The sequence below is a fragment of the Nocardia cerradoensis NBRC 101014 genome (assembly GCF_000308535.1).
GTDB lineage: Bacteria > Actinomycetota > Actinomycetes > Mycobacteriales > Mycobacteriaceae > Nocardia > Nocardia cerradoensis.
This window is the reverse complement of sequence record NZ_BAFW01000200.1, coordinates 1-24,147: the sequence shown is the minus strand read 5'-3', so window position 1 is coordinate 24,147 and position 24,147 is coordinate 1. Positions and strand designations below refer to the sequence as shown.

Annotated in this window: 23 protein-coding genes and 1 pseudogene; 11 read left to right on the top strand and 13 right to left on the bottom strand. The window is 68.1% G+C overall.

Features of this window, described 5'->3' with window-relative positions:
• Positions 1 to 68 precede the first annotated feature (68 nt).
• Both ON23_RS21315 and ON23_RS21310 read right to left on the bottom strand, forming a co-directional pair.
• Positions 69 to 620 (bottom strand): DUF6912 family protein, encoded by a 552-nt coding sequence (locus ON23_RS21315; protein WP_039780314.1) that lies wholly within the window; start codon positions 618 to 620, stop codon positions 69 to 71.
• Between the two features lie 40 nt (positions 621 to 660).
• Positions 661 to 2,082 (bottom strand): WS/DGAT/MGAT family O-acyltransferase, encoded by a 1,422-nt coding sequence (locus ON23_RS21310; RefSeq protein ID WP_039780313.1) that lies wholly within the window; start codon positions 2,080 to 2,082, stop codon positions 661 to 663.
• A gap of 309 nt (positions 2,083 to 2,391) precedes the next feature.
• Here ON23_RS21310 and ON23_RS21305 point away from each other — a divergent pair, with 309 nt between their 5' ends.
• A complete protein-coding gene (locus ON23_RS21305) occupies positions 2,392 to 2,814 on the top strand; it encodes an Rv3235 family protein (RefSeq protein ID WP_039780312.1) in 423 nt (140 codons plus the stop codon).
• A 277-nt stretch (positions 2,815 to 3,091) separates the two neighbouring features.
• Positions 3,092 to 5,929: a preprotein translocase subunit SecA gene (gene secA, locus ON23_RS21300; protein WP_039780311.1), complete on the top strand. Its 2,838-nt coding sequence runs from the start codon at positions 3,092 to 3,094 to the stop codon at positions 5,927 to 5,929.
• A 30-nt stretch (positions 5,930 to 5,959) separates the two neighbouring features.
• Here secA and ON23_RS21295 read toward each other — a convergent pair whose 3' ends face one another.
• Entirely contained in the window at positions 5,960 to 6,391 is a 432-nt protein-coding gene (locus ON23_RS21295) for a winged helix-turn-helix transcriptional regulator (protein WP_039780310.1), read from the bottom strand.
• 77 nt (positions 6,392 to 6,468) lie between these two features.
• Here ON23_RS21295 and ON23_RS21290 point away from each other — a divergent pair, with 77 nt between their 5' ends.
• Positions 6,469 to 7,413, top strand: a complete 945-nt coding sequence (locus ON23_RS21290) for an NADP-dependent oxidoreductase (RefSeq protein WP_039780351.1) — start codon at positions 6,469 to 6,471, stop codon at positions 7,411 to 7,413.
• Between the two features lie 249 nt (positions 7,414 to 7,662).
• A complete protein-coding gene (locus ON23_RS21285) occupies positions 7,663 to 8,178 on the top strand; it encodes a DUF4254 domain-containing protein (RefSeq protein WP_157170260.1) in 516 nt (171 codons plus the stop codon).
• A gap of 39 nt (positions 8,179 to 8,217) precedes the next feature.
• Here the strand turns inward: ON23_RS21285 and ON23_RS21280 are convergent, their stop codons facing one another.
• Entirely contained in the window at positions 8,218 to 9,048 is an 831-nt protein-coding gene (locus ON23_RS21280; RefSeq protein WP_039780309.1) for a class I SAM-dependent methyltransferase, read from the bottom strand.
• Positions 9,049 to 9,128: 80 nt separating this feature from the next.
• Between ON23_RS21280 and ON23_RS21275 the strand changes: the two genes are divergently transcribed.
• Complete coding sequence (locus ON23_RS21275) at positions 9,129 to 9,815, top strand: winged helix-turn-helix transcriptional regulator (RefSeq protein WP_039780307.1); 687 nt, start codon at positions 9,129 to 9,131, stop codon at positions 9,813 to 9,815.
• A 10-nt stretch (positions 9,816 to 9,825) separates the two neighbouring features.
• Here the strand turns inward: ON23_RS21275 and rsgA are convergent, their stop codons facing one another.
• From rsgA to ON23_RS21260, 3 genes are all read right to left on the bottom strand, one after another.
• Positions 9,826 to 10,827: a ribosome small subunit-dependent GTPase A gene (gene rsgA, locus ON23_RS21270; RefSeq protein ID WP_039780305.1), complete on the bottom strand. Its 1,002-nt coding sequence runs from the start codon at positions 10,825 to 10,827 to the stop codon at positions 9,826 to 9,828.
• On the bottom strand, positions 10,824 to 12,143 hold the full coding sequence (gene aroA, locus ON23_RS21265) for a 3-phosphoshikimate 1-carboxyvinyltransferase (RefSeq protein WP_039780303.1): 1,320 nt from the start codon (positions 12,141 to 12,143) through the stop codon (positions 10,824 to 10,826). The genes rsgA and aroA overlap by 4 nt, the downstream gene beginning before the upstream one ends.
• A 171-nt stretch (positions 12,144 to 12,314) precedes the next feature.
• Positions 12,315 to 13,850, bottom strand: coding sequence for an aldehyde dehydrogenase family protein (locus tag ON23_RS21260; RefSeq protein WP_039780301.1), 1,536 nt, complete (start codon positions 13,848 to 13,850; stop codon positions 12,315 to 12,317).
• A gap of 147 nt (positions 13,851 to 13,997) precedes the next feature.
• Here ON23_RS21260 and ON23_RS21255 point away from each other — a divergent pair, with 147 nt between their 5' ends.
• The gene (locus tag ON23_RS21255) at positions 13,998 to 14,855 is read left to right on the top strand and encodes an SOS response-associated peptidase (protein WP_039780300.1); all 858 of its coding nucleotides are present in this window, start codon (positions 13,998 to 14,000) and stop codon (positions 14,853 to 14,855) included.
• 27 nt (positions 14,856 to 14,882) lie between these two features.
• Here the strand turns inward: ON23_RS21255 and ON23_RS21250 are convergent, their stop codons facing one another.
• The 4 genes and pseudogenes from ON23_RS21250 to ybaK form a co-directional block, all read right to left on the bottom strand.
• Positions 14,883 to 15,221 (bottom strand): hypothetical protein, encoded by a 339-nt coding sequence (locus tag ON23_RS21250; protein WP_039780299.1) that lies wholly within the window; start codon positions 15,219 to 15,221, stop codon positions 14,883 to 14,885.
• A 147-nt stretch (positions 15,222 to 15,368) separates the two neighbouring features.
• Entirely contained in the window at positions 15,369 to 17,153 is a 1,785-nt protein-coding gene (locus tag ON23_RS21245) for an MDR family MFS transporter (protein ID WP_051043012.1), read from the bottom strand.
• Between the two features lie 250 nt (positions 17,154 to 17,403).
• Positions 17,404 to 17,493: pseudogene (locus ON23_RS39365) on the bottom strand (MarR family transcriptional regulator); the annotation flags it as partial.
• Positions 17,494 to 17,851: 358 nt separating this feature from the next.
• Complete coding sequence (gene ybaK / locus ON23_RS21235; protein ID WP_039780296.1) at positions 17,852 to 18,340, bottom strand: Cys-tRNA(Pro) deacylase; 489 nt, start codon at positions 18,338 to 18,340, stop codon at positions 17,852 to 17,854.
• A gap of 463 nt (positions 18,341 to 18,803) precedes the next feature.
• Between ybaK and ON23_RS21230 the strand changes: the two genes are divergently transcribed.
• Together ON23_RS21230 and rsrA are read left to right on the top strand one after the other, a co-directional pair.
• Positions 18,804 to 19,436, top strand: a complete 633-nt coding sequence (locus ON23_RS21230; protein WP_039780347.1) for a sigma-70 family RNA polymerase sigma factor — start codon at positions 18,804 to 18,806, stop codon at positions 19,434 to 19,436.
• Positions 19,437 to 19,480: 44 nt separating this feature from the next.
• Complete coding sequence (rsrA, locus tag ON23_RS21225; protein WP_039780346.1) at positions 19,481 to 19,747, top strand: mycothiol system anti-sigma-R factor; 267 nt, start codon at positions 19,481 to 19,483, stop codon at positions 19,745 to 19,747.
• A 105-nt stretch (positions 19,748 to 19,852) separates the two neighbouring features.
• Here rsrA and ON23_RS39815 read toward each other — a convergent pair whose 3' ends face one another.
• Positions 19,853 to 19,927 carry a 50S ribosomal protein bL37 gene (locus ON23_RS39815; RefSeq protein WP_369801531.1) on the bottom strand — a complete coding sequence of 25 codons (75 nt, stop codon included), beginning with the start codon at positions 19,925 to 19,927 and terminating at the stop codon, positions 19,853 to 19,855.
• 155 nt (positions 19,928 to 20,082) lie between these two features.
• A complete protein-coding gene (locus tag ON23_RS21220) occupies positions 20,083 to 20,706 on the bottom strand; it encodes a TetR/AcrR family transcriptional regulator (protein ID WP_039780295.1) in 624 nt (207 codons plus the stop codon).
• A gap of 99 nt (positions 20,707 to 20,805) precedes the next feature.
• Between ON23_RS21220 and ON23_RS21215 the strand changes: the two genes are divergently transcribed.
• The 3 genes from ON23_RS21215 to ON23_RS21205 all read left to right on the top strand — a co-directional run bounded on the left by ON23_RS21215 (position 20,806) and on the right by ON23_RS21205 (position 24,040).
• Positions 20,806 to 21,768: a zinc-binding dehydrogenase gene (locus ON23_RS21215; RefSeq protein ID WP_039780294.1), complete on the top strand. Its 963-nt coding sequence runs from the start codon at positions 20,806 to 20,808 to the stop codon at positions 21,766 to 21,768.
• A 137-nt stretch (positions 21,769 to 21,905) separates the two neighbouring features.
• On the top strand, positions 21,906 to 22,544 hold the full coding sequence (locus ON23_RS21210; RefSeq protein ID WP_157170259.1) for a TetR/AcrR family transcriptional regulator: 639 nt from the start codon (positions 21,906 to 21,908) through the stop codon (positions 22,542 to 22,544).
• 134 nt (positions 22,545 to 22,678) lie between these two features.
• Positions 22,679 to 24,040, top strand: coding sequence for an NAD(P)/FAD-dependent oxidoreductase (locus ON23_RS21205; protein WP_039780292.1), 1,362 nt, complete (start codon positions 22,679 to 22,681; stop codon positions 24,038 to 24,040).
• Positions 24,041 to 24,147: the final 107 nt, after the last annotated feature.

Here is a 24,147-nt window from a genome sequence, read left to right as displayed (position 1 = left end):
TCCTGTGATCACGCGCCTGCGGCGCACCCTTCGAGCCAAGGTTACGGCATCGTAGGTTAGCGGGCGGATCAGAGGAGGTCGAGCAGGAACGGCAACTCTTGTGCCGCGTACCAAGCCAGCTGGTGGTCCTCCGCGTCGCCCAGCACGAATTCCGCGTCCGGATCGCCCAGATCGGCCGCGTCGACGACGTCGACGGCCTTCGCGACCTGCGGTTCGGCCTCGGCCAGGTCGACGTGCACCGAGGCGATGCGCTGGTAGGTGATCGGCCCCGACAGCCGGACCACCGCATCGTCGAGATCCGGGCGCAGGGTCGTGCCCGTCACATCCGCGGCGATCACGGCCCGGCGGTAGACCGGGGCCGAATACGACGATTCGCCGTCTTCGGCGGCGTCCGGATCGGTGCCGGCGGGCTCGGCGTCGCCGTCGTCGGCGTGCAGCAGCGCGGATTCGCGTTCCTCGGCCAGCAGGCGCAGCGATGCGCGCGCCGCCTCACCCATCGCCACCTCGGCCAGTTCCTCGTCGTCGCCGGAGGCGTATGCCTCGCGCAGCGCGGGGGTGACCGCGAAGGCGGTGTCGTTCACCGCGCGAATTTCGCGCTGTGCCACCAACTCCCGGAGCATGGCGATGGTGGCCGGGACATAGACGCGTAGCTTGCCCTGATCAGACGCAGGCACCGAGCATCTCCTCCATGGATTCGCGCACCGCCGCCGCCAGTACGGCGATATCGGCCATCGCCTCGCGGTCGGCATTGAGACCGTAGAACACACGTCCGTCGTAGGACGTGATTCCGATGCTCGACGCCTGATTGCGCAGCAACGGCGATACCGGATACATCTCCAGCATCCGCGCGCCGCCGATGTACATCGGCCGCTGCGGACCCGGCGCGTTGGTGATCACCAGATTGAATGTGTGTTCTGCGAACGTACTCGCCGCCCGCACACTCATCGCGTGCAGGCTTGCCGGGGCGAAGCCGGCCATGTGAACCAGGGTGCGCGCCCGTACCGCGCGGCCGTGCCGGGAATTCTCGGCCGTGGCGTGCGAGATGTGCGACAACCGCATCACCGGATTCTGCTCTCCCACCGGCAGATCGATCAGGAACGAGGAGACCTCGCTGGCCGGGCGCAACGTGTCGTCGGGCGGCCCGTCGACGTAGACCGACATCGGCACCACCGCCCGCAGCACCGCCGATTCGACCAGAACCTCACCCCGCGACTGCAAAAAGATCCGCAAGGCGCCGGTCACCACGGCCAGAATGGCGTCGTTGATCGAGCAGTCGAAGTGTCTTCGTATCCGGCGATAGTCGTCGAGGTCGGTCCGTGCGATATCGAATCGGCGGCATCGCGAGATCGAGGTGTTGAAGGGGCTGTCCGGTGCCGTCCGCCCGGCCGCGCGCACCCGGCTGACCGCGGCGTCGACGGCCTTACCCGCGGCCGCCACCACCGCCGACGCGTTGGCGCCGGCGTCGCGCACGACTTCCCACGCCGCCGCGGGCTGGGTCGCCATTTCGGCCAGCGACATGCCCAGCAGTTCCACCTCGCCGGGTTCGCGGAGGGCCACCCAGGTATCGGGCGCGACCACCCGCGGCGAGGGCCCCGAGTCGAGGATGACGTGCCCGATCTCGAGCGCGGTATCGCCGTCCACCAGCGCCGAATGGGTTTTGGTGAAGATCGCGCAGCGGCCGTCGGACAGGCCTTCGATCAGGTACATCTCCCACAGCGGGCGGCTCGGGTCGAGTGGTCGCGAGGACAGCCGCCCGACCAGTTCGTAGAGCTGTTCGTCGGAGCCCGGAGCCGGCAGCGCCGAACGCCGCACGTGATAGGTGAGGTCGAAGCGACTGTCCTCGACCCAGATCGGACGCCCCAGTTTGAACGGCACCTCGCGCACTTTGCGGCGGTAACGCGGCACCATCGACAACCGGCTGTCGACCAGGTCCAGCAGTGTTTGGTAGTCCACGCACGCGGAGCCGTCGCCGGGATCCTCGGGGGCGACGCGCACGATCGCGAGAGAGCCGATGTGCATGGGATTGCTGCTCGACTCGAGCCGGAAGAACGACGCGTCCTGCGGCGTCAGTCTCGTGATCACGCTGTCCGAGCTCCTCTCCGTTGCCGCTCTCCATTGTGGAGTGACACAAACCTTGCGTGCGTGACTGTGTGGGACTTGTCGCGTCGGCGTCGGAATTCCGCCGTCGTCGTCGCCGCGCATGGCATGCTGGTTCGATCCGTGCCCAAGCATGCCGACCAGGGGGAGTGTCGAATGCTCGAGTCTTCTGCAAGCCCGGTATACACCCGTCGCGCCCGCCGCGCGCCGGTATTCGAACCGCCGTTGGATCCGCGAAGTTCCGGTGGCGTGACTGCGGGAAAGTCGCTCGATCGGAGGACGTCCGCACCCGTTGTGCCGCGGCTGCGGACCCCGCGCCGGTCCGCGCACGACGGCCGCTCGCCGGGCTCCGGCGCGGGTGTGCCGGCGTCGTCCGGCACGTGCTGTGGCAACGAAATCGGCACGGCCGCAGCGCAGTTCGCTGAGCGGTCGCTGCGCCTGGTGCTCGAGGTCATCGACGGGCGGCGTCCGCTCGGGCAGTTGCGTCCGGTGGTGGAGCCGACCGTGCTGGCCGCCGTCGAAACGCTCGCCCGCACCGCCGCCGCGGAGCGCCGCCTCGGTACGGCGGTGCTCGTCACCGTGAAGCTCGCCGAGGTCACCGCGAGTGCTGCGGAGGTGTGCGGCGGATACGAGCGGGGGCAGCGCCGTTTCGCCGTCGCCGCGCGGCTGGTGCTGCGCCGCGGGCGTTGGCGGATGAGTGCCCTGCGCATGCGGTGATCGCGGGCGCGTGTCGTGCCGAGTGTGACGGGCGCGTGTCGTGCCGAAGTGTGATCGATCACTGCCGGGCCCCGAGGGGCCGTTGCTGTCCGTGGATGTGCTGGCGCGGCGGCGCCTACGATGGAGGCCGCATTACCATGGACGATGCCGCTTATCCGCGCGCCGGGAATTTCGCCCATACGATGAGGCGGGGGCTTCGGTATGCCGCGAGTAGTGCGGTGTGCCGAAGATGTAGCACTGCAAGACGACAACATCGACCAGAGGACTGACGAGACCCGTGCCTGCGCTGACACTGACGAGGTTGCTACGTTTTGGTGAGGGTCGCACCGTCAAGCGGCTCGCGCATCTGGCCGACGAAGTTCTCAGTCTGGACGACGAGTACGCCGATCTCACCGACGCGGAACTGCGCGCGAAGACCGACGAATTCAAACAGCGCTACGCCGACGGCGAAACCCTGGACGAGTTGCTGCTCGAGGCTTTCGCCGCCGCCCGTGAGGCCTCCTGGCGCGTGCTGAATCAGAAGCATTACAAGGTGCAGGTGATGGGTGGCGCGGCCCTGCACATCGGCAATGTCGCCGAGATGAAAACCGGTGAAGGTAAGACGCTCACCTCGGTGCTGCCCGCTTATCTCAACGCGATCAGCGGCGACGGTGTCCACATCGTCACCACCAACGACTACCTGGCCCGCCGTGACTCCGAGTGGATGGGCCGGGTGCACCGTTTCCTCGGCCTGCAGGTCGGCGCGATCCTGTCCGGGATGAGCCCCGCCGAGCGGCGTGCGGCCTACAGCGCCGACATCACCTACGGCACGAACAACGAATTCGGCTTCGATTATCTGCGCGACAACATGACCCATTCGCTGGACGATCTGGTCCAGCGCGGGCACAACTTCGCCGTGGTCGACGAGGTCGACTCGATTCTGATCGACGAGGCCCGCACGCCGCTGATCATTTCCGGCCCGGCCGACGCGTCGAGTAAGTGGTATGCCGAATTCGCCCGTATTGCACCGCTTCTGAAGAAGGATGTGCACTACGAGGTCGACATCAAGAAGCGGACCATCGGCGTGCACGAGGCCGGCGTCGAATTCGTCGAGGATCAGCTCGGCATCGACAATCTGTACGAGGCCGCCAACTCGCCGCTGGTCAGCTATCTGAACAACGCGATCAAGGCCAAGGAACTCTACGTTCGCGACAAGGATTACATCGTCCGCAACGGCGAGGTCATCATCGTCGACGAATTCACCGGCCGCATTCTGGTCGGCCGCCGCTACAACGAGGGCATGCACCAGGCCATCGAGGCCAAAGAGGGTGTGGAGATCCAGCCGGAGAACCAGACGCTGGCCACCATCACGCTGCAGAACTATTTCCGCCTGTACGACAAATTGTCCGGTATGACCGGTACCGCCGAAACCGAGGCGGCCGAGCTCCACCAGACCTACGGCCTCGGTGTGGTGCCGATCCCCACCAACAAGCCGATGATCCGCATGGATCAGGCGGACCTGATCTACAAGACCGAGGAATCGAAATTCGCCGCGGTCGCCGACGACATCGCCGAGCGGCACGAGAAGAACCAGCCGGTGCTGATCGGTACCACCTCGGTGGAGCGCTCGGAGTATCTGTCGAAGCTGCTCACCAAGCGCGGTATCCCGCACAACGTGCTGAACGCCAAGTTCCACGAGCAGGAAGCGCAGATCATCGCCGAGGCCGGCCGCCCGGGTGCGGTCACCGTGGCGACGAATATGGCCGGTCGTGGTACCGACATCGTGCTCGGCGGTAACCCCGACATCATCACCGATACGCTGCTGCGCCGCCAGGGCCTGGATCCGGTCGAGACGCCGGACGACTACGAGGCCAACTGGCTGCCCGCGCTGGAGCAGGTCAAGCGGCAGGTCGAGGACGACGCCGATCTGGTGCGCGACGCCGGCGGCCTCTACGTGCTGGGCACCGAGCGGCACGAGTCGCGGCGCATCGACAACCAGCTGCGCGGTCGTGCCGGCCGCCAGGGCGACCCGGGCGAATCGCGCTTCTACCTCTCGCTCGGCGACGAGTTGATGCGGCGCTTCAACGGTGCGGCCCTGGAGTCGATCATGACCCGGCTCAACCTGCCCGACGACGTGCCGATCGAGGCCAAGATGGTCTCCCGCGCGATCAAGAGCGCCCAGACCCAGGTCGAGCAGCAGAACTTCGAAATCCGCAAGAACGTTCTGAAGTACGACGAGGTGATGAACCAGCAGCGCACCGTCATCTACGCCGAGCGCCAGCGCATCCTGGCCGGCGAGGATATGGAGGGCCAGGTTCAGTCGATGATCACCGATGTGATCACCGCCTACGTCGACGGCGCCACCTCCGAGGGCTACGTCGAGGACTGGGATCTGGCCAAGCTGTGGACGGCGCTGAAGACGCTGTACTCGGTCGGCATCGAATACCAGGATCTGACCGGTGAGACCGGGGACGGCGAGATCGGCGAACTGAGCCGCGAGGAACTGCTCGAGGCCATTCTCGAAGACGCCCACGACGCCTATGCGCGGCGTGAGAAGGAGATCGACGATCTGGCCGGTCCCGGCAGTATGCGCAACCTCGAGCGCCAGGTCCTGCTGTCGGTCCTGGACCGCAAGTGGCGCGAACACCTCTACGAGATGGACTACCTCAAGGAGGGCATCGGCCTGCGCGCGATGGCGCAGCGCGATCCGCTCGTCGAATACCAGCGCGAGGGTTTCGACATGTTCGCCGCCATGCTCGAGGGCTTGAAGGAGGAGTCGGTCGGCTTCCTGTTCAACCTTCAGGTGGAGGTCCAGCAGGCCCCCGAACAGCAGCCCGCGGTCGACCCCGGCCTGCGTTCCCCGGTGGGCGCGATGCATCCCGCTCCGGCCGTGCCCCAGGGCAACGGCGCCGCCGAGAACGCCCCGGCGGCCCTGCGCGCCAAGGGAATCGACGAATCCGGCCCGCGCGGTCTGAGCTTCTCCGGCCCGGACGAGGGCGGCCACGCCGAAGTCCGCAGCGCCGCCCAGGAATACGGTGACACCCCCGCCACCGGCATGACCCGCCGCGAGCGGCGCGAGGCCGAGCGCGACCGCGCCAAGCAGGGCAAGCCGGCGAAGACCAAGCGCCGCCGGTAATTTCGGCACACGAAGCGGCCGGCCCACCGATCAGGTGGGCCGGCCGCTGTCGTGAGGCGCGGTTCCGGTCTGCTGCTCGTAGTGTTCGCGGGCCGCGTGGACCCGGTCCATGTTCTGCTCGGCCCAGTCCTTGACCGCGCGCATCACCGGTAGCAGGGAGTGGCCGAGGGGGGTGAGCTCGTATTCGACGCGGACCGGGACCGCGGGGGTAACCGTGCGGGAGACCAGGCCGTCGCGTTCGAGGTTGCGCAGGGTTTGGGTGAGCATCTTCTGGCTGATGCTGGCGAGGCGGCGTTGCAGGTCGCTGTAGCGCTGGGGGCCGTCGGCGAGGGCGTTGACGGCCAGGCTCACCCATTTGTCGGCGATGCGGTCGAGTAGTTGCCGAGCGGGGCATTGCGCCAGGTACGCGTCGTAGTCGGCGCTCGCCTGGGCTCGGCGTTGGGCGGCGGTTCGGGTGGTCACGGGTCTCCTCCGGGTGGGATACGCACCTTCGAGTGCGTACTTCCCCATGGAGAGTAGCTCTCCATATGTTGTGCAGCATGAGTTCTCGGAACAGCATGCGGGCAGTGGTCGTTCGGCGGGTGGGTGGCCCGGAGGCACTCGAGGTGGTGCGGGCGCCGGTGCCCGAGCCCGGACCGCGGCAGGTGCGGATCCGGGTGGAGGCGGCCGCGGTCAATCCGGTCGATATCGCGACCCGCAGCGGCGCCCTGATCGCCGCGGGTCTGATGGCACCGCGCGACACCATCGGAATCGGCTGGGACGTCGCGGGAACCGTCGACAGTATCGGTCCCGGAGTCACGACATTCGTTGTGGGGCAACGGGTTATCGGGCTGCGTGATCTGCTCGACCGGTCGCTGGGTGCCTACGCCGAGTATCTGGTCCTCGATACCGATGCGGTCGCTCCGGCGCCACCGGACGTCGATGCGACCGAGGCGGCCACCCTGCCGCTGAATGCGCTGACCGCCCAGCAGGCGCTCGCGCTGCTCGACCTTCGCGCCGGTGAGACCCTGCTGGTGACCGGTGCCGCGGGTGCGGTCGGCGGCTTCGCGGTCGAGTTGGGCGTGCGGAGCGGACTGCGGGTCGTCGCGCAGGTCGCCGAGGAGGATGCGGCGTTCGTTCGCGGGCTCGGCGCCGAATGGACCGTGCCTCGTAGCTGCGCCGACCTCGCCGAAGCGATACGCGCGCTGGTTCCCGGAGGTGTCGATGGCGCATTGGACGGCGCGGGTCTGGGTGTGCGTGCCACGGCGGCGGTCCGCAACGGTGGCGCGTACGCCGGAGTGGCCGGTGGTCCGGCCCCTGTTCCGTTGCGCGGCATGAGAATTCATCAGGAATGGATCAGAGCCGACGGCACCGCGCTCGCCGAACTCGCGGCGCTCGGCCTGACGTTGCGGGTCGCCGATGTCCTTCCGCTCGAGCGCGCGGCCGAGGCGCACGAGCGGTTGTCCGCCGGTGGATTGCGCGGACGGCTGGTGCTCACGCCGTAGTCACTGCCTGGTTATGTGCTTCGTCAGCACCCCGCGCCGGTCCCGTCTGTGACTTCTCAACAGAGGGAACCGGGATGCAAGCGAACAGCTAATCCGGGGCATACGGTCGGTTTCATCGGAAGGCCGACACCGACCAGGAGCTGCCCATGTGTTCGACGCCGCCATTCTCACCACACCGCGTCACCGAGTCCGCCGGGACGGCGGGCTCCGGTGCGGTATCCACTACCGCGCCCGGAGGCGGTGCTCGCGGTGACCGGTGACCTCCCGGATACCGAGGGCGCCCGGGTGGCCACGGTATCGCCGCTGCTGGTGCTGGAGGGAGGGGGCGCCGAGGTGATCGGCGAGCTGCCCACCGCCGAGATGCTGCTGCGGATGGTGCGTGATTCGCGCCCGGCCGCGCATCCCCTGGATCCGCTCGCGCGCCAACTCGCGGAACTGCACACCGGTGCGGCCCAGTCGCACGATGCCGAGTATCGCCGCGCGGCCGACGTATCGCGCCGCGAGACCGTGCGCGTGATCGACCGATGGATCGAAGCCCACGTGCCACAGCATCGGCACGGCACCGCGATCCACACCGAAACCGTCGGCTCCGTGATCGATCGGCTCATGGCGGCGTACGCCCGCGCCGCACACCTGCTGGAAACCGCCACCGACGATCTGGCAGTACACGCGGCGTGGTTCCGGGTGGCGGAACTGGTCAACGGCTTCGACGATCTGGCCGCGGCCATCACGCACGGCGAGCGCCGGCTGCCGACCTCGGCGTGAACGCGGCCGGTCCCCGCCCTCGCCGGAATCGGAACCACGTCACGCCCGCCGGGCGGTGACCAGAAGGTACTCCCAGCGCATCCGCCCGCCGCCGAGGTCGTGGCGAGCGGCCAGGTCGGCGAGGGCGCGGTCCAGTTCGGCGATGCGATCCGGGTCGCCGGCCAGGGCTTTGTACACGGCGACCGTCGGACCGTAATTGGCCTTGAAGAAGTCACGGAAGCGGTCCCCGTCGGCGAAACATTCCACCGTCGCGAATTCGCGCTCGATGTGCAGGTCGGTGACGCGGTCGCCGAACAGCTCCCGGAGGTGGTCGGCGGTGCCCCAGAGCAGCGGCGATTGCGCACCGGGCGGCGGAGGCGGTGCGAACCGCTTCGCGATGGCGAACATTTCGCCGATGAATCCCTCCGGTGTCCAGTTGATCAGCCCGATCGTCGCCTTCGGCGCGATCACGCGGAGCAGTTCGTCGGCGGCCGCCCGGTGCGACGGGGCGAACATGATGCCGACGCAGGACATGGCGACGTCGAATCGGCCGTCGTCGTACGGCAGCGCCTCGGCGTCGGCGGTCTCCCAGGTGAGGTGGACACCGCGGGCGGCCGCCGCGGCCCGGCCCGCGTCGAACATTTCCGGCGTCAGGTCACTGGCGATGACGTCCGCTCCGGCTTCGGCCGCCGGAATGGCCGCATTCCCCGCTCCGGCGGCGATATCGAGCACTCGCCGGCCGGGACGGATATCGCAGGCTCGAACCAGGCGCCGGCCCAGGCCGGGGATGACGGTGTCCGCGACGCGGGGATAGTCGCCGAGGGCCCAGAGCGCGTGTGTGCGTTCGGTGAGGCCGACGGGTGATTGCTGGGTGTGATGGATAGCTGTCATATCGCTAGCATCGGCGGCGGAGGTAGCGTCGGCCAGTACAACATCTGTACCCGGCGCGCGCCGAGTGGTCTACTGGTTGTGTGTCCGGCTACGGGGAGTTCTGCCCGATCGCCAAGGCAATGGATGTCCTCGACGAGCGGTGGACTTTGCTGGTCGTACGCGAATTGCTCTTGGGCAGTACACATTTCAACGAGCTCCGGCGGGGCAATCCGAAGATGTCGCCCGCTCTGCTCTCCCGTCGTCTGCGCTCGCTGGAGCGGTCCGGGGTACTGCGTCGCGAGATCGGTGTCGATGGACGCGCCGCCTACATCCTGACCGACGCCGGACGAGAGCTGTCGACCGTCGTAGAGGCGCTCGGAGCGTGGGGGGTGCGCTGGATCGGCGATCTCGGCGACCGGGATCTGGATCCGCACCTGTTGCTGTGGGATATCCGTCGCACGATCCCGATCCGGGCGTGGCCCGACGAGCGGACGGTTCTGGCGGTCGAGTTCACCGATGTCCCCGGCAAGGAGGCGCACTGGTGGCTGTTGGTCGAGCGTGGTACTGCGGCGATCTGCGACTACGATCCCGGATTCGAGGTCGCGGCGACCGTCCGCAGCACGTTGCGGCAGTTCACCGAGATCTGGCGGGGCGACCGGAGCTGGGCGACCGCGCTACGGGACGAAACGACCCAGATCGTGGCCCCGGCGTCGATCCGGCGGCAGGTACCGCAGTGGATCGGGCAGGCGAGCCTGGCGGCGACTCCGCGCCCGGGACGCGCCGAGTGAGCACCGTACCTCAGCCGTTGCCGAGCACCCACGGATCGTTGGAATTCAGTGCCGTCAGCAGCAGTCGGATCGCGGCGACCCGTCGTTCTTTGCCGGGGAGTGCGTCCAGTGCGCATTCCGGGTCGGCGGGTGGGCCGAGGTGGGTGCAGCCGCGGGGGCAGTCCTCGATGGCCTCGGACAGGTCGGGGAAGGCGGCGATCACGTCGTCGGGCGAGATGTGGGCGAGGCCGAAGGAGCGGATGCCCGGGGTGTCGATGACCCAGCCGCCGCCTTCCAGCGGCAGTGCTACGGACTGGGTCGAGGTGTGGCGGCCCTTGCCGACGCCGGAGACCGTCCCCACGGCTCGTTCCGCTTCGGGGACAACACGATTCACCAGTGTCGACTTACCGACGCCGGAGTGGCCGAGCAGGCAGGTCAGCGAATCCCGCAGGAGCTCGCGAATGGGTTCGAGCGGATCGTCGCGGCCGCCGTAGACGATGGTCAGATCCAGATCCGCGAATTCCGAGGCGAATTCGGAATCGGCGGCGAGGTCGTGTTTGGTCAGACACAGAATCGGTTGCAGCCCACCGGCATACGCGGCCACCATGGCGCGTTCGACGAAGCCGGTGCGGGGCGGCGGATCGGCCAGCGCGACGACGATGAACAACTGCTCGGCGTTCGACACCACGATGCGTTCGAAGGGGTCGGTGTCGTCGGCGGTGCGGCGCAATACCGTTCGGCGATCGGCGACGCGCACGATCCGCGCCAGGGTGTCGGGCCGGCCGGACAGATCGCCGACCACATCCACCTGATCGCCCACGACGATCGGCGTGCGGCCCAGTTCCCGCGCCCGCATCGCGACCACGCGGCGATCCGGATCGTCGCCGAGCACGCACCCCCAGCGGCCCCGGTCCACCGAAACCACCATGGCCGACACCGCGTCTCGATGTTCCGGCCGGGTCTTGGTGCGGGGACGCGAACCCCTGCCCGGGCGGACCCGGACATCGGATTCGTCGTACTCCCGGCGCCTCAGTGGGCCGCTCCCTCACCCGATAAGGCGCCGGCACCCGTCAGCATCGATTCCCACAGGGTGACGAATTCGGGCAGTGTCTTGGCGGTGGTGCCGATGTCCTCGATACTCACGCCGGGTACGCGCAGGCCGAGAATCGCTCCCGCCGTGGCCATCCGGTGATCGGCGTAGGAATGCCACTGGCCGCCCTGCAGCGGGGCCGGCTCGATGCTCAGTCCGTCCTCGGTTTCGGTGACGTTGCCGCCGAGGCGGTTGATCTCGGTGGTCAGCGCGGCCAGCCGATCGGTTTCGTGTCCGCGCAGATGGGCGATTCCGCGCAGCCGCGACGGGGAGTCTGCCAGTGCGGCCAGGGCGGCCACGGTCGGCGTCAGCTCGCCCACATCGTGCAGGTCGATATCGATACCGGCGAGGGACTGCGGGCCACGCACGGTCAGTTTGCCGTCGAAGCGCCGCGCCTCGGCGCCCATCCGGACCAGGATTTCGCGGATCACATCACCGGCCTGGGTGGTCAGCTGCGGCCAGTGCGGAATCGTCACCTCACCACCGGTGACCGCTGCCGCGGCCAGGAAGGGCGTGGCGTTGGACAGATCCGGTTCGACGTCCCAGTCGACGGCGTGGATCGGTCCGGGCTCGACGGTCCAGACCTGTTCCTTGCGCGGATCGGCCGGCGCCTGCACCCGCACCCCGGCCTGCTGCAGCATCTGCACCGTCATCTCGATATGCGGCATGGACGGCAGCGGCGCGCCCTCGTGCTGCACGGTGATCCCGGTCTCGAACCGCGCCGCCGACAACAGCAGCCCGGAGACGAACTGCGAGGAACCGGAGGCGTCGATGGTGACCGACCCGCCGCGCAGCGTCCCGGCGCCGTGGACGACGAAGGGCAGGGTGTTGCCGTCGATGTCGACGCCGAGGCTGCGCAGCGCGTCGAGGATCGTGTGCAGCGGGCGCAGCCGCGCCTGCTCGTCACCGAAGAACACGACATCGCCGTGCGCGAGCGCGGCCACCGGCGGCAGGAACCGCATCACGGTGCCGGCCAGTCCGCAATCGACGGTGGCGTTGTGCAATTGCGTCGGCGGGGTGACGGCGAGGGTGTCGCCGTCACCGGTGATTTCGGTGCCCATCGCGCGTAAGCCCGCGATCATCAGCTCGGTGTCCCGGCTGCGCAGGGCGCCGGTGATCGTCGAGGGGCGGTCCGCGAGCGCGGCCAGAATCAATGCCCGGTTGGTGATCGATTTGGACCCGGGCAGGGTGACGGTCGCGTGCACGGCATGGTCGATGTGGGGCGCGGGCCAGAAACTCACCGGACCATCTTCGCGCATGAGAGCTGCCCCTGTGTGCAGGGAGCGCGGTTTTGTGATCTCCGACGTATGCTCGTTTATTTGCTGGATTCGGACATTCGCGGCCTCATGCGGGATCTCACCGGTAGCCACGGCCGATTTCGGCACGCGAAAGGGCCCGCACCATTGGGTGCGGGCCCGATCGAGAGACATCTATTTGTTGCGACCGTGCAGCAGCGGAACCACCTTGCGCAGCAGCTTCATCGTGCTGTCGGTGCGCTTGTAGCTCAGCAGCGCCATACCCGGAATGGTGAAGCGCTGCACCGCGATCGAATGCGGGCTGGTGAACTCCAGCAGACCGGGCGCACCGTGGATGCGGCCGATACCGGAGTCGCCGACGCCGCCGAAGGGCAGCGACGCGATGGCGGCGAAGCCGAGCACCGAGTTGACCGAGGTCGCACCGGCGCGCAGGCGGCGGGCGATCTCGAGGCCGTGCTTGCGCGAGTACACCGCCGACCCCAGGCCGTACTTCGAGTTGTTCGCCAGGTCGACCGCCTCGTCGATGTTCTCGACGGTGCGAATGGTGACGGTCGGGCCGAAGGTCTCCTCGGAGACGGCGTCCGAGCTCTCGTCGACATCGACCAGCACGACCGGCTCGATATACGGCGCGTGCACCGATTCCGGGCCGCCCAGCACCGCGGTGCCGCCGTTGGCCAGAGCCGATTCGATGTGCCGGCGCACGATGTCGATCTGCGACGGCATGGTCATCGGACCGTAGGAGGCCTTGTCGTCGGATCCGGCGTGTACGTTCGACAGGATCTTCTTCACCTCGGCCAGGAACGGCTCGCGAATCGACTTGTCGACGTAGACGCGTTCGACGCCGGCGCAGGTCTGGCCGCTGTTCATCGTCGCGCCGTAGGCCACGGCGTCGGCGGCCGCCGCGATATCGGCATCGGCGGCGACGATCACCGCGTCCTTGCCGCCGCATTCCAGCAACACGGGAGTCAGTGTTTCGGCCGCGGCGGCCATGATCTTCTTACCGGTCGCGGTGGAGCCGGTGAAGGCGATCTTGTCGACCCCAGCGCGCACCAGCGCGGCACCGGTCGCGCCGAAGCCGTTGATCGTGACGAAAACGCCCTCGGGCAGGTCGGGGTTGGCGTCCACGAAGGCCTGGCCGACGAAATTACCGATCGCGGTGGAGTATTCACTCGGCTTGAACACCACGGTGTTACCGGCGGCCAGCGCGTAGGCGAGCGAGCCGTTGGGGGTGTAGACGGGATAGTTCCACGGGCCGATCACCCCGACCACGCCCAGCGGCCGCTGTTCGATCGACGCCGCGAAATTCGACATCAGGGCGCCGGGGGAGACCTTCTTCGGTTTGAGGACCTTCTCGGCGTTCTTGGCGGCCCAGGCGATGTGTTCGAGGGCCAGCATCAATTCCAGGTACGCGTCGTCGCGCGGTTTGCCGTTCTCGGCGTGGATCAGATCGCAGAATTCGTCGGCACGGGCGACGAGGCGGCTGGACCAGCGCAGCAGCGCCCGTTTGCGGTCGGCGAAGCTGAGGCCGCCCCAGGTCGCGGCGGCCGCGCGGGCCTTGGCGACGGCCGCGCGCACCGCATCGTCGTCGGCGATGGGGTGCGTGGCGATGACCTCGCCCGTGGCCGGATTGAGTGAGGAGAGCTCGGTGGGCCGAGCGGATTCGGCTGCCTGCGCCGACGCGGTGCCGGCGGTGGACTCGGTGGTGGACATGGTGCGGCGACCCCTAATGAGAGAGTTGTGGCAAAAAGTTCTCACATTCGCGATGTGATGTCAATCGCCTTCAGTTGGCTTCGTCTCGTTTGTGTGGGTATAGCCGAGCCTACGGATTCTGTCGGTCCGGAATGGCAGCATGGAGATATGTGCGGCAGATATGCGACCACGGCGAATCCCGCCAGGCTGGCGGTCGAACTCGACGCCCTCGACGAAACCGTCGACGGGCCGCCGAGTGGCGACGCCGCCGCGGGAAAGCCGGCGTCCGGCGGTGATGGCGGCACGAGTGCCGGCGGTGAATCCGGAAACGGCGCCAACTACAACGTCGCCCCGACGAATCGCATTCTCACCGTCGTGCGCCGCCACGACCACGACCATCCCGACGACGATCCGGCGCTACGCATCCGTCGTATGCGCTGGGGTCTGATCCCGGTGTGGACCAAGGCTGCCGAACCCGGGATTCCGGCCAAGGGCAAGCCGCTGTTCAATGCCCGCGCCGACCGTGCCGCCACCGCACCCTCGTTCCGGGATTCGGTGAAGAAGCGCCGCTGTCTGGTTCCGATGGACGGCTGGTACGAGTGGCTCACGGAACCGCATCCCACCGGGTCCGGGAAGGCCGTGAAGCAGCCGTACTACATGTCGGATGCGGAGGGGAACCGGTTGTACATGGCCGGCCTGTGGTCGGTGTGGCGCGATCCGGCGCAGCGGGACATGGCCCCGCTGCTGTCCTGCACCATTCTCACCACCGACGCGGTGGGCGATCTGACCCGTATCCACGATCGGATGCCGCTGATGATGCCGCGCGAACACTGGGACGCCTGGCTCGACCCCGACCATCCGGCGCCGCACGAACTGCTGGAAACCCCGGAGCCGCAGGTGATTTCGTCGATCGTCGCGCGGCCGGTCTCGCCGCTGGTGAATTCGGTGCGCAACAACGGTCCGCAGCTGCTGGATCCGGTACCGGGCGCGGGCAGCGAACAGGCCGGGCAGATCAGCTTGATCTGAACCCGGCCCGGCGCTGTTCGCCTGCCACTAGTCACATTTCACGGATGGCATCGCGATATTCAGTCCACATTTCAGGACGTCGGCGCCCATCTCGACGATCTTCGTGGTGGTGTCGGTGGCCAGTTCGATGATGTCGGTGGTGGCGTGGCCGCCCAGCTTCTCGGCCTTCTCCGCCTGTGGGTCCTGCTCCGGCGTGCCCGGATGTTGGGCGTCGCCGCCGAGCGGATAGTTCGGATCGTGGACGGGGACCGGCGCATTCGGGGCGGCGCCGGCGGGCGCTGCCGCCAGCAGACCGGATCCCAGAGCGAGCATTGCGGCGCCGGCGGTCGCGGCGAGCAGGCTACGTACGCGCGGACGATGGGTCATTTCGCATCACATCCTCGGTTCGGAACGAATCGGGGGAGAACGAACTGCTCGACCAGTAACGCACAGAGACAGGTGAGCTTCGGGTAATTCGCGGGAATCGTGGGTGTGGCGCAGCGTGTCCGGCGGAGTGTTGCCGCCCGCGCCGGATCACCTCTGTGTAGTCGCCGCCGGATCCGGCTCCGCCCGCACCGCTGTCGCGGTCGGTTCGGCCTTCTCGCCGCCCACCGGAGCGGAGTCGGCATCGACCAGGACACGCGGCCCGCTGGTCTCCGCACCGGCCTGCAGTCCGCCCGCCGTGCGTAGCGGCACTTCCTTCCAGAACACGACCAGTAGCAGCGCGATCCCGGCGATGGCCGCGACGGCCAGGAAGACGGTGTCCATCGAATCGGCGAAACCGACCTGGAACGGGCGGGCCAGCGTCGGATTCAACTGCTGGATCACCGAACTGTCGCTCATCACCTGGCCCGCTGCCGAAACATCATGTGACAGCAAGCCTTTCGACAATGCCGCGTCGGCCGGATTGCTACTGTGCGCACCGTCGATCACGGCCTGCTGGTAGGCCGGCCGGGTTGCCGCACTGTGTAATTCGTCGCTGATATGCGGTGTCAGCTGTGCGAACAGAATGGACAGGAAGACCGCCACCCCCAGGGTGCCGCCGATCTGCCGGAAGAAGGTGGCCGCGGCGGTGGATACACCCATATCCTTCGGCGGCAATGCGTTCTGCAAGGCCAGCGTGAGCGGCTGCATGAGGTTGCCGAGGCCGAAGCCGGCGATCGCCATGAAGATCATCACCAGCCACAGTGGGCTGTCGGCGCCGATCAGGTGCAGCAGGAACAGTCCGAGGGTCAGCAGGCCGGCGCCGATCAGCGGGAAGATGCGGTAGCGGCCGGTGCGGGAGATGGTCTGGCCCGCGATCACCGAGGCCGTCATCATGCCGAGCACCATGGGCAGCATCTGGAGTCCGGCGACGGTCGGGCTCGATCCGCGCACCACCTGCAGATACTGCGGCAGCAAGGAGATCCCGCCGAACATGCCGGCGCCCACCACGAACGAAATGACCACGCCCAGAGCGAAGGTCGAATTCTTGAACATCCGCAGCGGAATCAGGGCCAGATCGCCGAGTTTCGCCTCGACCACGACGAAGCCGAGGACGCCGGCCACGCCGATCAGATAGCAGGCGATGGCGTCCGGGCTGCCCCAGCCCCATTCCCGGCCCTGCTCGGCCACGACCAGCAGCGGGACTATGCCGACCGCGAGCATCAGCACGCCCCACCAGTCGATGCGCACACCGGGATGCGGGCGGCGCGGCAGGTGCAGGACCTTGGTGACCACGGCGAAGGCGAGCAGCCCGATCGGCACGTTGACCAGGAACACCCAGCGCCAGCCGTCGATGCCCAGAATGGCCGGCTGACCGGCGAACAGTCCGCCCAGCACGGGCCCCACGACGCTCGAGGTGCCGAAGACGGCCAGGAAGTAGCCCTGATAGCGGGCGCGCTCACGCGGCGAGACGATATCGCCCATGATGGTCAGCGCCAGCGACATCAGCCCACCCGCGCCCAGCCCCTGGAATGCGCGGAAGGCGGCCAGTTCGTACATCGACTGCGCCATGGTGCACAGCAGCGACCCGGCGACGAAGATGGCGATCGCCGCCAGATAGAAGGGCTTGCGCCCGAACATGTCCGACAGTTTCCCGTACAGCGGCGTGCTGAGGGTGGCGGTGATGAGATAGGCGGTGGTGACCCACGCCTGCAGCGAATATCCGCTGAGGTCGTCGGAAATGGTGCGGATGGCCGTGGACACGATGGTCTGGTCCAGTGAGGCCAGCAGCATGCCGAGGATCAGGCCGCTCATGATCACCAGCACCTGCCGGTGCGTGAAGCCCGCGGCGTCGGGTGCGGTGCCGGCTGCGGCCTGGGTGGTGGTCGTGGTCACGAATTCTTCTCCGTCGCACGGCCTTCCGTGGGGGAGGGAGGGTGAGTATCGCCGGTCGCGCGGCTTCGTAGTCGTCGACGAAGCGGTGCAGCAGGACCGCGAACTGCTCGCGGTCGGGGTCGTTCCAGTCGGTCAGGATGCGGCCGATCATCTCGTTGCGCCGCGCGCGCAGCTGGGCGGCCATCTCCTTGCCGGCGTCGGTGACGATCAGGACGCTGGCGCGGCCGTCGCCGGGGTCGGCCTCGCGGCGCAACAGGCCACGCTTGACCAGGGCCGCTACCTGGCGGCTGATCGTGGAGGCGTCGGAGTACATGGCCTCGGCCAGCGCGCCGGAGCGCATCGGGCCGTCCCAGAGCAGGCGGAAGATGATGCGGTAGGCCGAGAGGTCGACGTCGCCGTGTGAGGTGGCCGCCACCTGGGCGTTCGTCCGCTCCCGGATCCGCCCCAGGCGAATCAGCTGCTGGGCGATCTGATCGATCACCTGCTCGCTGTCCATATATCGGACCTCCCGCTCGCGCCCGCTCGACCGCGTACCGGTCGAAAACTACTTGTATCAATCAACTATTTGTATACACCAACTAGTTGTTACTCACAAATATTTCCGATCACGCCGGTCGGATCTCCCAGGCTGCGTGAAATCAGGCTGCGAGAAATCGGGCTGCGAGAAATCGGGCTGCGAGGAATCAGGCTGCGAGAAATCAGGCGACGACGGACGCCGTGACCGCGCCGGTCAGCCGGATCAGCTCGGCGGGGGCGAGTTCGATTTCGAGCCCGCGCTTGCCGGCGCTGAAGAGGATGCGATCCCAGGTCAGGGCGGATTCGTCCACCACCGTGGGCAGTGCGCGCTTCTGACCGAGCGGAGATACGCCGCCCAGGACGTAACCGGTGATGCGCTGGGCCTTCGCCTTGTCGGCCATGGCCGCCTTGGGTGCGCCCAGCGCCGCGGCCGCCGCCTTCAACGACAGCGACTGCGGAACCGGGAGTACCGCCACCGCGGGCGTGCCGGTCGACAGTTCGATGATCAGTGTCTTGAAGATCTGCGCGGCCGTCACACCCACCCGCTCCGACAGGGCGGTGACGGCCTCGTCGCCGTAGGACTCGCTGCGCGGATCGTGCGGATAGGAATGCACCGCATGGGGCACCTTCGCCTGGGTCAGCGCCCGGATCGCGGGTGTCGATGCGGCCATGCCGGTCACCCTAGCGGCGCCGGTTCACACCCGGCAATCGCATATGCGCCGGGTGTGACGCGTCCTCGGGAACACAGTGGGGGTCGTGCATGTTGCACTGTTCCGCCAGCACAGCGCAGCGGCCTTCGCAGCCGCTCGAGATCGGAAAAGTTCGAAGGAGATGCCGGTGACCGTCCTCGTCGACGAACGCCCGGTAACGACCGGCGACTCGCTGTCGTACCCGCTGATCGACATCATCGTCCCGGATACCGGGTTCGATCGGCGACCCTCGCGCGCGGTAGATTCAGATGCTACGGCGACCGAAGGGACTTCCGTGACGAGCGACGACGAACTGGCGGCCGATCGCCCCCGCGGTGACACCGCGGGCGGTTCCCGACCGGAGGATATCGAGATCCCCGACGACCCGGTGGACGACGACCCGGCGTCCGAGGATGCCGAGGCTCGCGACGCCGAGGACGCGGAGATCGACGGCGGTTCGACCGTACGCTCCACGGCGGACGAGGCCGAACTCGCGCGGCGCTTCGAGCGTGACGCGCTGCCCCTGCTGGATCAGCTCTACGGCGCGGCCCTGCGGATGACCCGCAACCCGGCCGACGCCGAGGATCTGGTGCAGGAGACCTTCGCCAAGGCATACCAGGGCTTCCGGTCCTTCCGGGAGGGCACCAACCTGCGGGCCTGGCTGTACCGGATCCTCACCAACACCTACATCAACTCCTATCGCAAGAAGCAGCGCCAGCCCGCGCAGTACCCCACCGACGAGATCACCGACTGGCAGCTCGCCGCCACGGCCGAGCACACCTCCACCGGTCTGCGCTCGGCGGAGATGGAGGCGCTGGAGGCGCTGCCCGACGACGACATCAAGGCGGCACTGCAGTCGCTGCCGGAGGAATTCCGGATGGCGGTGTACTACGCCGACGTGGAGGGCTTCCCCTACAAGGAGATTGCCGACATCATGGGGACTCCGATCGGCACCGTCATGTCCCGGCTGCACCGCGGGCGCAAACAGCTCAAGGGGCTGTTGGCCGATGTCGCGCACGAGCGGGGGTTCGACCGGAACCGAACGGGCAACGGGGCGCGTCAGGAGGTAACCCAGTGAGCACGAGTGGGCACGAGCACGACGATCGGGGCGCCGGGGACGAGATGGAACTGGACTGTTCGGCGGTACTCACCGACGTCTGGCTGATTCTCGACGGCGAATGCGACGAGGCCACGCGGGCGCGATTGCAGCACCACATGGACCACTGCTCGCCGTGTATCGAGGCATACGGTCTGGAAGAGAAGCTCAAGCGCCTGCTGAGCCGTAAATGCGGTGGGGATCGTGCCCCCGAATCGCTGCGCGAGCGGCTCACTCTCGACATCCGGCGGTCGATCACCATCACCGAAACCCGGGTCGACCGCGAGTCCTGACCGCACAGACGAATGCGGCACGCCATCCATGATGGCGTGCCGCATTGTCGTTTTCAGCAGTGCACCGAGTCCGCTGGGCGGTCCCGGGGCGCACGGCGCGACGGCTCAGGAGTTGGGCCGCTTGCCGTGGTTGGCCGCATTCTTACGGCGGCTGCGCTTCTTACGCCCACGCTTACCCATCGGTATCTCCCTTCTGACCACACCAGGCTGGGGTGAACCCGCCTCAGGTGCGAGTTCCTGGGAGGAAAGGTTACATGCGCCGCCCGCCCGCCCGGCAATCGGCCGGTGAGCAGCCAGACAGCAGTGACCCGCGCCACCTCCAGTATCGGCGTGCGTCAGAGGATCGCGGGTGCTACGCGGGCGACAGGGGGAAGTGGTGTGGTGTCCGTGGTGGTGGCGAAGGCTCGGATCACGAAGGCGGCGAAGCGGCGCGAGGCGGCGACCCGGGTGGCCGGCGAGCCGATGTGCATGCCTCGGTTGGCCAGGAGCATGAGGATCAGGTCGTCGACGACGAAGTCGGGCCGGAGCCGGCCGGCGTCCTTGGCTCGATGTGCCAGCGCGGCAACGGCTTTCAACGCATATTCGCGTTCGGTGGTGAAATCCAGCGCGTGCGGGAAGGTGGCCGTGAAGGCTTCGGTGAAGCCTCGGCTGCGAGCGTGCAGTGCGAAGAGTTTCTCGATCACGAGGCAGAAGCCCCGCCACGCGTCCGGCTCCGCGAGTCCCGCGTCCACCACGGCCCGGCAGGCGTGCATCTGTTCCGCGAACGCCTCGGTGGCCAGGATCTGTTTGGTCGGGAAGCGCCGGTACAGCGTGGCCGGGCCGACTCCCGCACGCCGGGCGACCTCGCGCATCGGCACGTCCAAGCCCTCGGTCGCGAACAGCGCGCGGGCCACCTCCAGGATGCGTTCGCGGTTGTCGCGGGCATCGGAGCGCAGGGGGTGAGGCAAATCGTCGGGCATCACTCTCACTTTAGCTAAACGGACGGGGGCGTCCGTTAGCGTCGAGCACAGCCCGGACGGCTCGACCGGTCCGGAATCGCCCGAAGCGAGGACAGACGAGTGAAGGCAGTAGTCATCCGCACATTCGGACCCGCCGAGGGACTGGCCGTGGTCGACCTCCCGGCGCCGGCGCCGGCCGCCGGGCAGGTGCTGATCACCACCGAGGCGATCGGCGTCGGCGGCGTGGACGCCGTGATTCGCCGAGGCACGATCGGCGGTTACGGGTTCGAAGCCGGCCATGTTCCCGGCAGCGAAGTCGCGGGCATCGTCACCGCTGTCGGCGACGAGGTGGACCCCTCCTGGACCGGCCGGCGGGTGTGGGCCTTCACCGGATTCGGCGGCGGGTATGCCGAGCAGGCGAGCGCCCGCGTGCAGGACGTCCTCCCGCTGCCGCCGGACCTGTCCTCGGTCGATGCCGTGACACTCGGGAGTTCCGGAGTGGTCGCCCATTTCGCCCTGGCGCACGCCCGTTTCTGTCCCGGCGAGTCGGTCCTGATCCGGGGTGCGGCCGGCAGTATCGGCGTCACCGCCGTTCAGCTCGCGTCTCGGGGCGGCGCCGGCGCGGTAGCGGTGACGACCTCGTCGGCCGACCGTGGCGATCGTTTGCGCGGACTCGGCGCGACCCACGTCCTGGACCGCTCGGGAAAGGGAGGTGCGGACGCTCCGGCGGGATACGACGTCATCGTCGATGTCGTAGCCGGTGCGGACCTGCCCTCGTTCTTCGCCCATCTGAATCCGAACGGCCGCATGGTGGCGGTCGGTGTCGTGGGCGGCCACCCACCGGCGGACTTCGGCATGCAGATGATGGCCGCGTTCCGAAAGTCGTTGTCCTTCGCCACTTTCAGCGCGGACACCGTCGCCGAATCCGACCGCCGCGCCGTTCGTGCGGAACAGTTCGCCGCCGCCGGGCGCGGCGAACTTCGCACAGTGGTCCACGAGATCCTGCCGTTGGACGATGCCGTTCTCGCGCACCGGAAGATGGATGCGGGCGAAGTGTTCGGGCGAATAGTCCTCGCTCCGTAGGCGCGGCCGGGCGGGCGTTGCTCGCGCGCCCTCGAGTGACTGCCTCTTCGAGGCGTAGGAGGGCGAAACGGCGTGATCGTGCGGGCCGCGGTTGTGCCGGGCCGGGGCGTCGGTACCGTGGGCGCAGGAGGTGCCAGGTGGTGGACAGACAGATGACGCAGGCCGGGCAGCAACGCCGGCGGGTGATCCTGGCCGCGGCGGCGGGTTTGTTCGCCGCGTGCGGGTATCGGGCCGCGGGCATGGAGGAGATCGCCTGCCGGGCCGGGATCAGCAAGCCCGTCCTGTACAAGTCGTTCTCGAGCAAGCTGGAACTGTATCTGGCCGTGCTGCACGAGGCGATGCAGGAGCTGGAGGAGACGCTCACCGCCGCACTCGAACCCGCCGAGGGCATGCGATCGATCGTGGAGGCCTCGGTAGCGGCGGTGTTCGACTTCGCCGACATCCGCCCACGCAGCGCCGCCCTGCTGGCCGGTGCCGCCGTGGCCGACGAACCGTCGGCGCAGCGCATCGCGCATCAGGCCGCCACCATCTGTATCGAGACGCTCGCCCGGGCGCTGGCACCGCATCCGCTGCCGCGCGCCGAACACGGCTGGCTGATCACGGCCGAGTTGGTCGCGATCGCCCAGTCCTGTGCGCGGGACTGGGTCGCCACCGGCAAACCCCTGCCCAAACACGAGGCCGTGGCCACCACCGCCAGCCTGTGCTGGACAGGTCTGGCCGGTGTCCAACTGGCGCCGCAGCCCCCGGCCCGCCCGGTCCCGGACGCCACCGCCTAGCGGGCGAACCGCCCGGCGATCGGCTGTCGCCGGTGATGTGTTGAGCCGATTCGACTTTCGCCGCCGGGACCACGGCCTCGGCCCGGCCGGAGAACCCCGGCCTGCGTTTTCGGTGCGATCAGTAGAGTGAATTCGTGAGTCCCGCGAAGATCGTGATCATCGGCGGTGGTTTCTCCGGCGTCGAATGTGCCCGTTACCTGGAACGTCATCTCGGCGCGGAGGAAGCGTTCATCCAACTCGTGACACCGGATGCGGGGTTGCTGTATCTGCCGCTGCTGCCGCAGGTCGCCTCGGGTGTGCTGAATCCGCGGTCGATCACGGTGTCGCTGCGGCGGGTGCTGCGCCGCACCGAGGTGGTTCCCGGCATGGCGATCGGGGTGCATCCGGATACCCGGCAGGTCGTGGTGCGCGGCTCGGCCGGCACCGAAAGTGCCCTCGACTACGACCATCTGGTGCTCGTTCCGGGCAGCATCACCCGCGTCCTCGACGTGCCCGGACTCGACGAGTACGGATTCGGGATGAAGACGCTCGCCGAGGCCATGTTCCTGCGTGACCACGTCCTGCAGCAGCTGGACATCGCGGCCGTGCGCGGCGGTGAGGAGGAAGACCGGGAGCGCCTGAACTTCGTCACCATCGGCGCCGGATACGCCGGCACCGAGACCGCGGCGGTACTCAACAAGGTCACCCGGGCCGCCGCGCGCCGATATTTCCCGAAGCTGGAATCCGGCATGGTGCGCTGGCATCTGGTCACGCACGGCGACCGGATCATGCCCGAACTCGGACAGCGACTCGGGGAACAGGCCAAGCGGAATCTGGCCGAACGCGGCATCGAACTGATCACCGGCGCGTCGGCGAAAGAGGTTACCGCCCATGGTGTTCAGCTCACCAACGGACGCTTCATCCCGACGCGGACGGTGCTGTGGACCGCAGGTGTCGTCCCCAGCCCCCTCGCCGGCCATCTGGGCGCGGCGACGACCAAGGGCCGAATCGTCGCCGACGCCGAGTTCACCGTGCCGGGACTCGACGGTGTGTGGGCCTGTGGCGATGCGGCGGCAGTTCCCGACCTGACCGCCGATGCGGGCACGCTGTGTGCTCCCACCGCGCAGCACGCCATGCGCCAGGGCCGTCACCTCGGCAGGAATCTGGTGGCCGCGCTGCGGGGCGGCCGGCCCACGCCGTACCGGCACCAGGACCTCGGCATGGTGGTCGACCTCGGCGGCGCCGACGCCGTAGCGCGCCCGCTGAAGATCGGATTGCGCGGTGTCCCAGCACAATTCGTTACGCGCGGATATCACCTGATGGCGCTGCGTACGCTCGTCGCACGAGCTCGGGTGGCCTTCGACTGGACCGTGCACGGCCTCAGCGGCGACGACTTCCTGCGCATCGGCTACGGCGACTACACCACCCACACCATCGGCGGTTTCGAGCAGACCGGATGCTATCTGCCGGCCGAAGAAGTCCCGCGGACCTTGAAAGCGCTCTGCGACAGCGACTGACCGCGGCGGACGACCTACCTCACCGGTTCGCCGCGGACGCGGTCAAAACGGGCTTGATGTCGAGAACCGGAGTCCCGTCGAAGGCTTCCAGATGGGCGACGCGGATC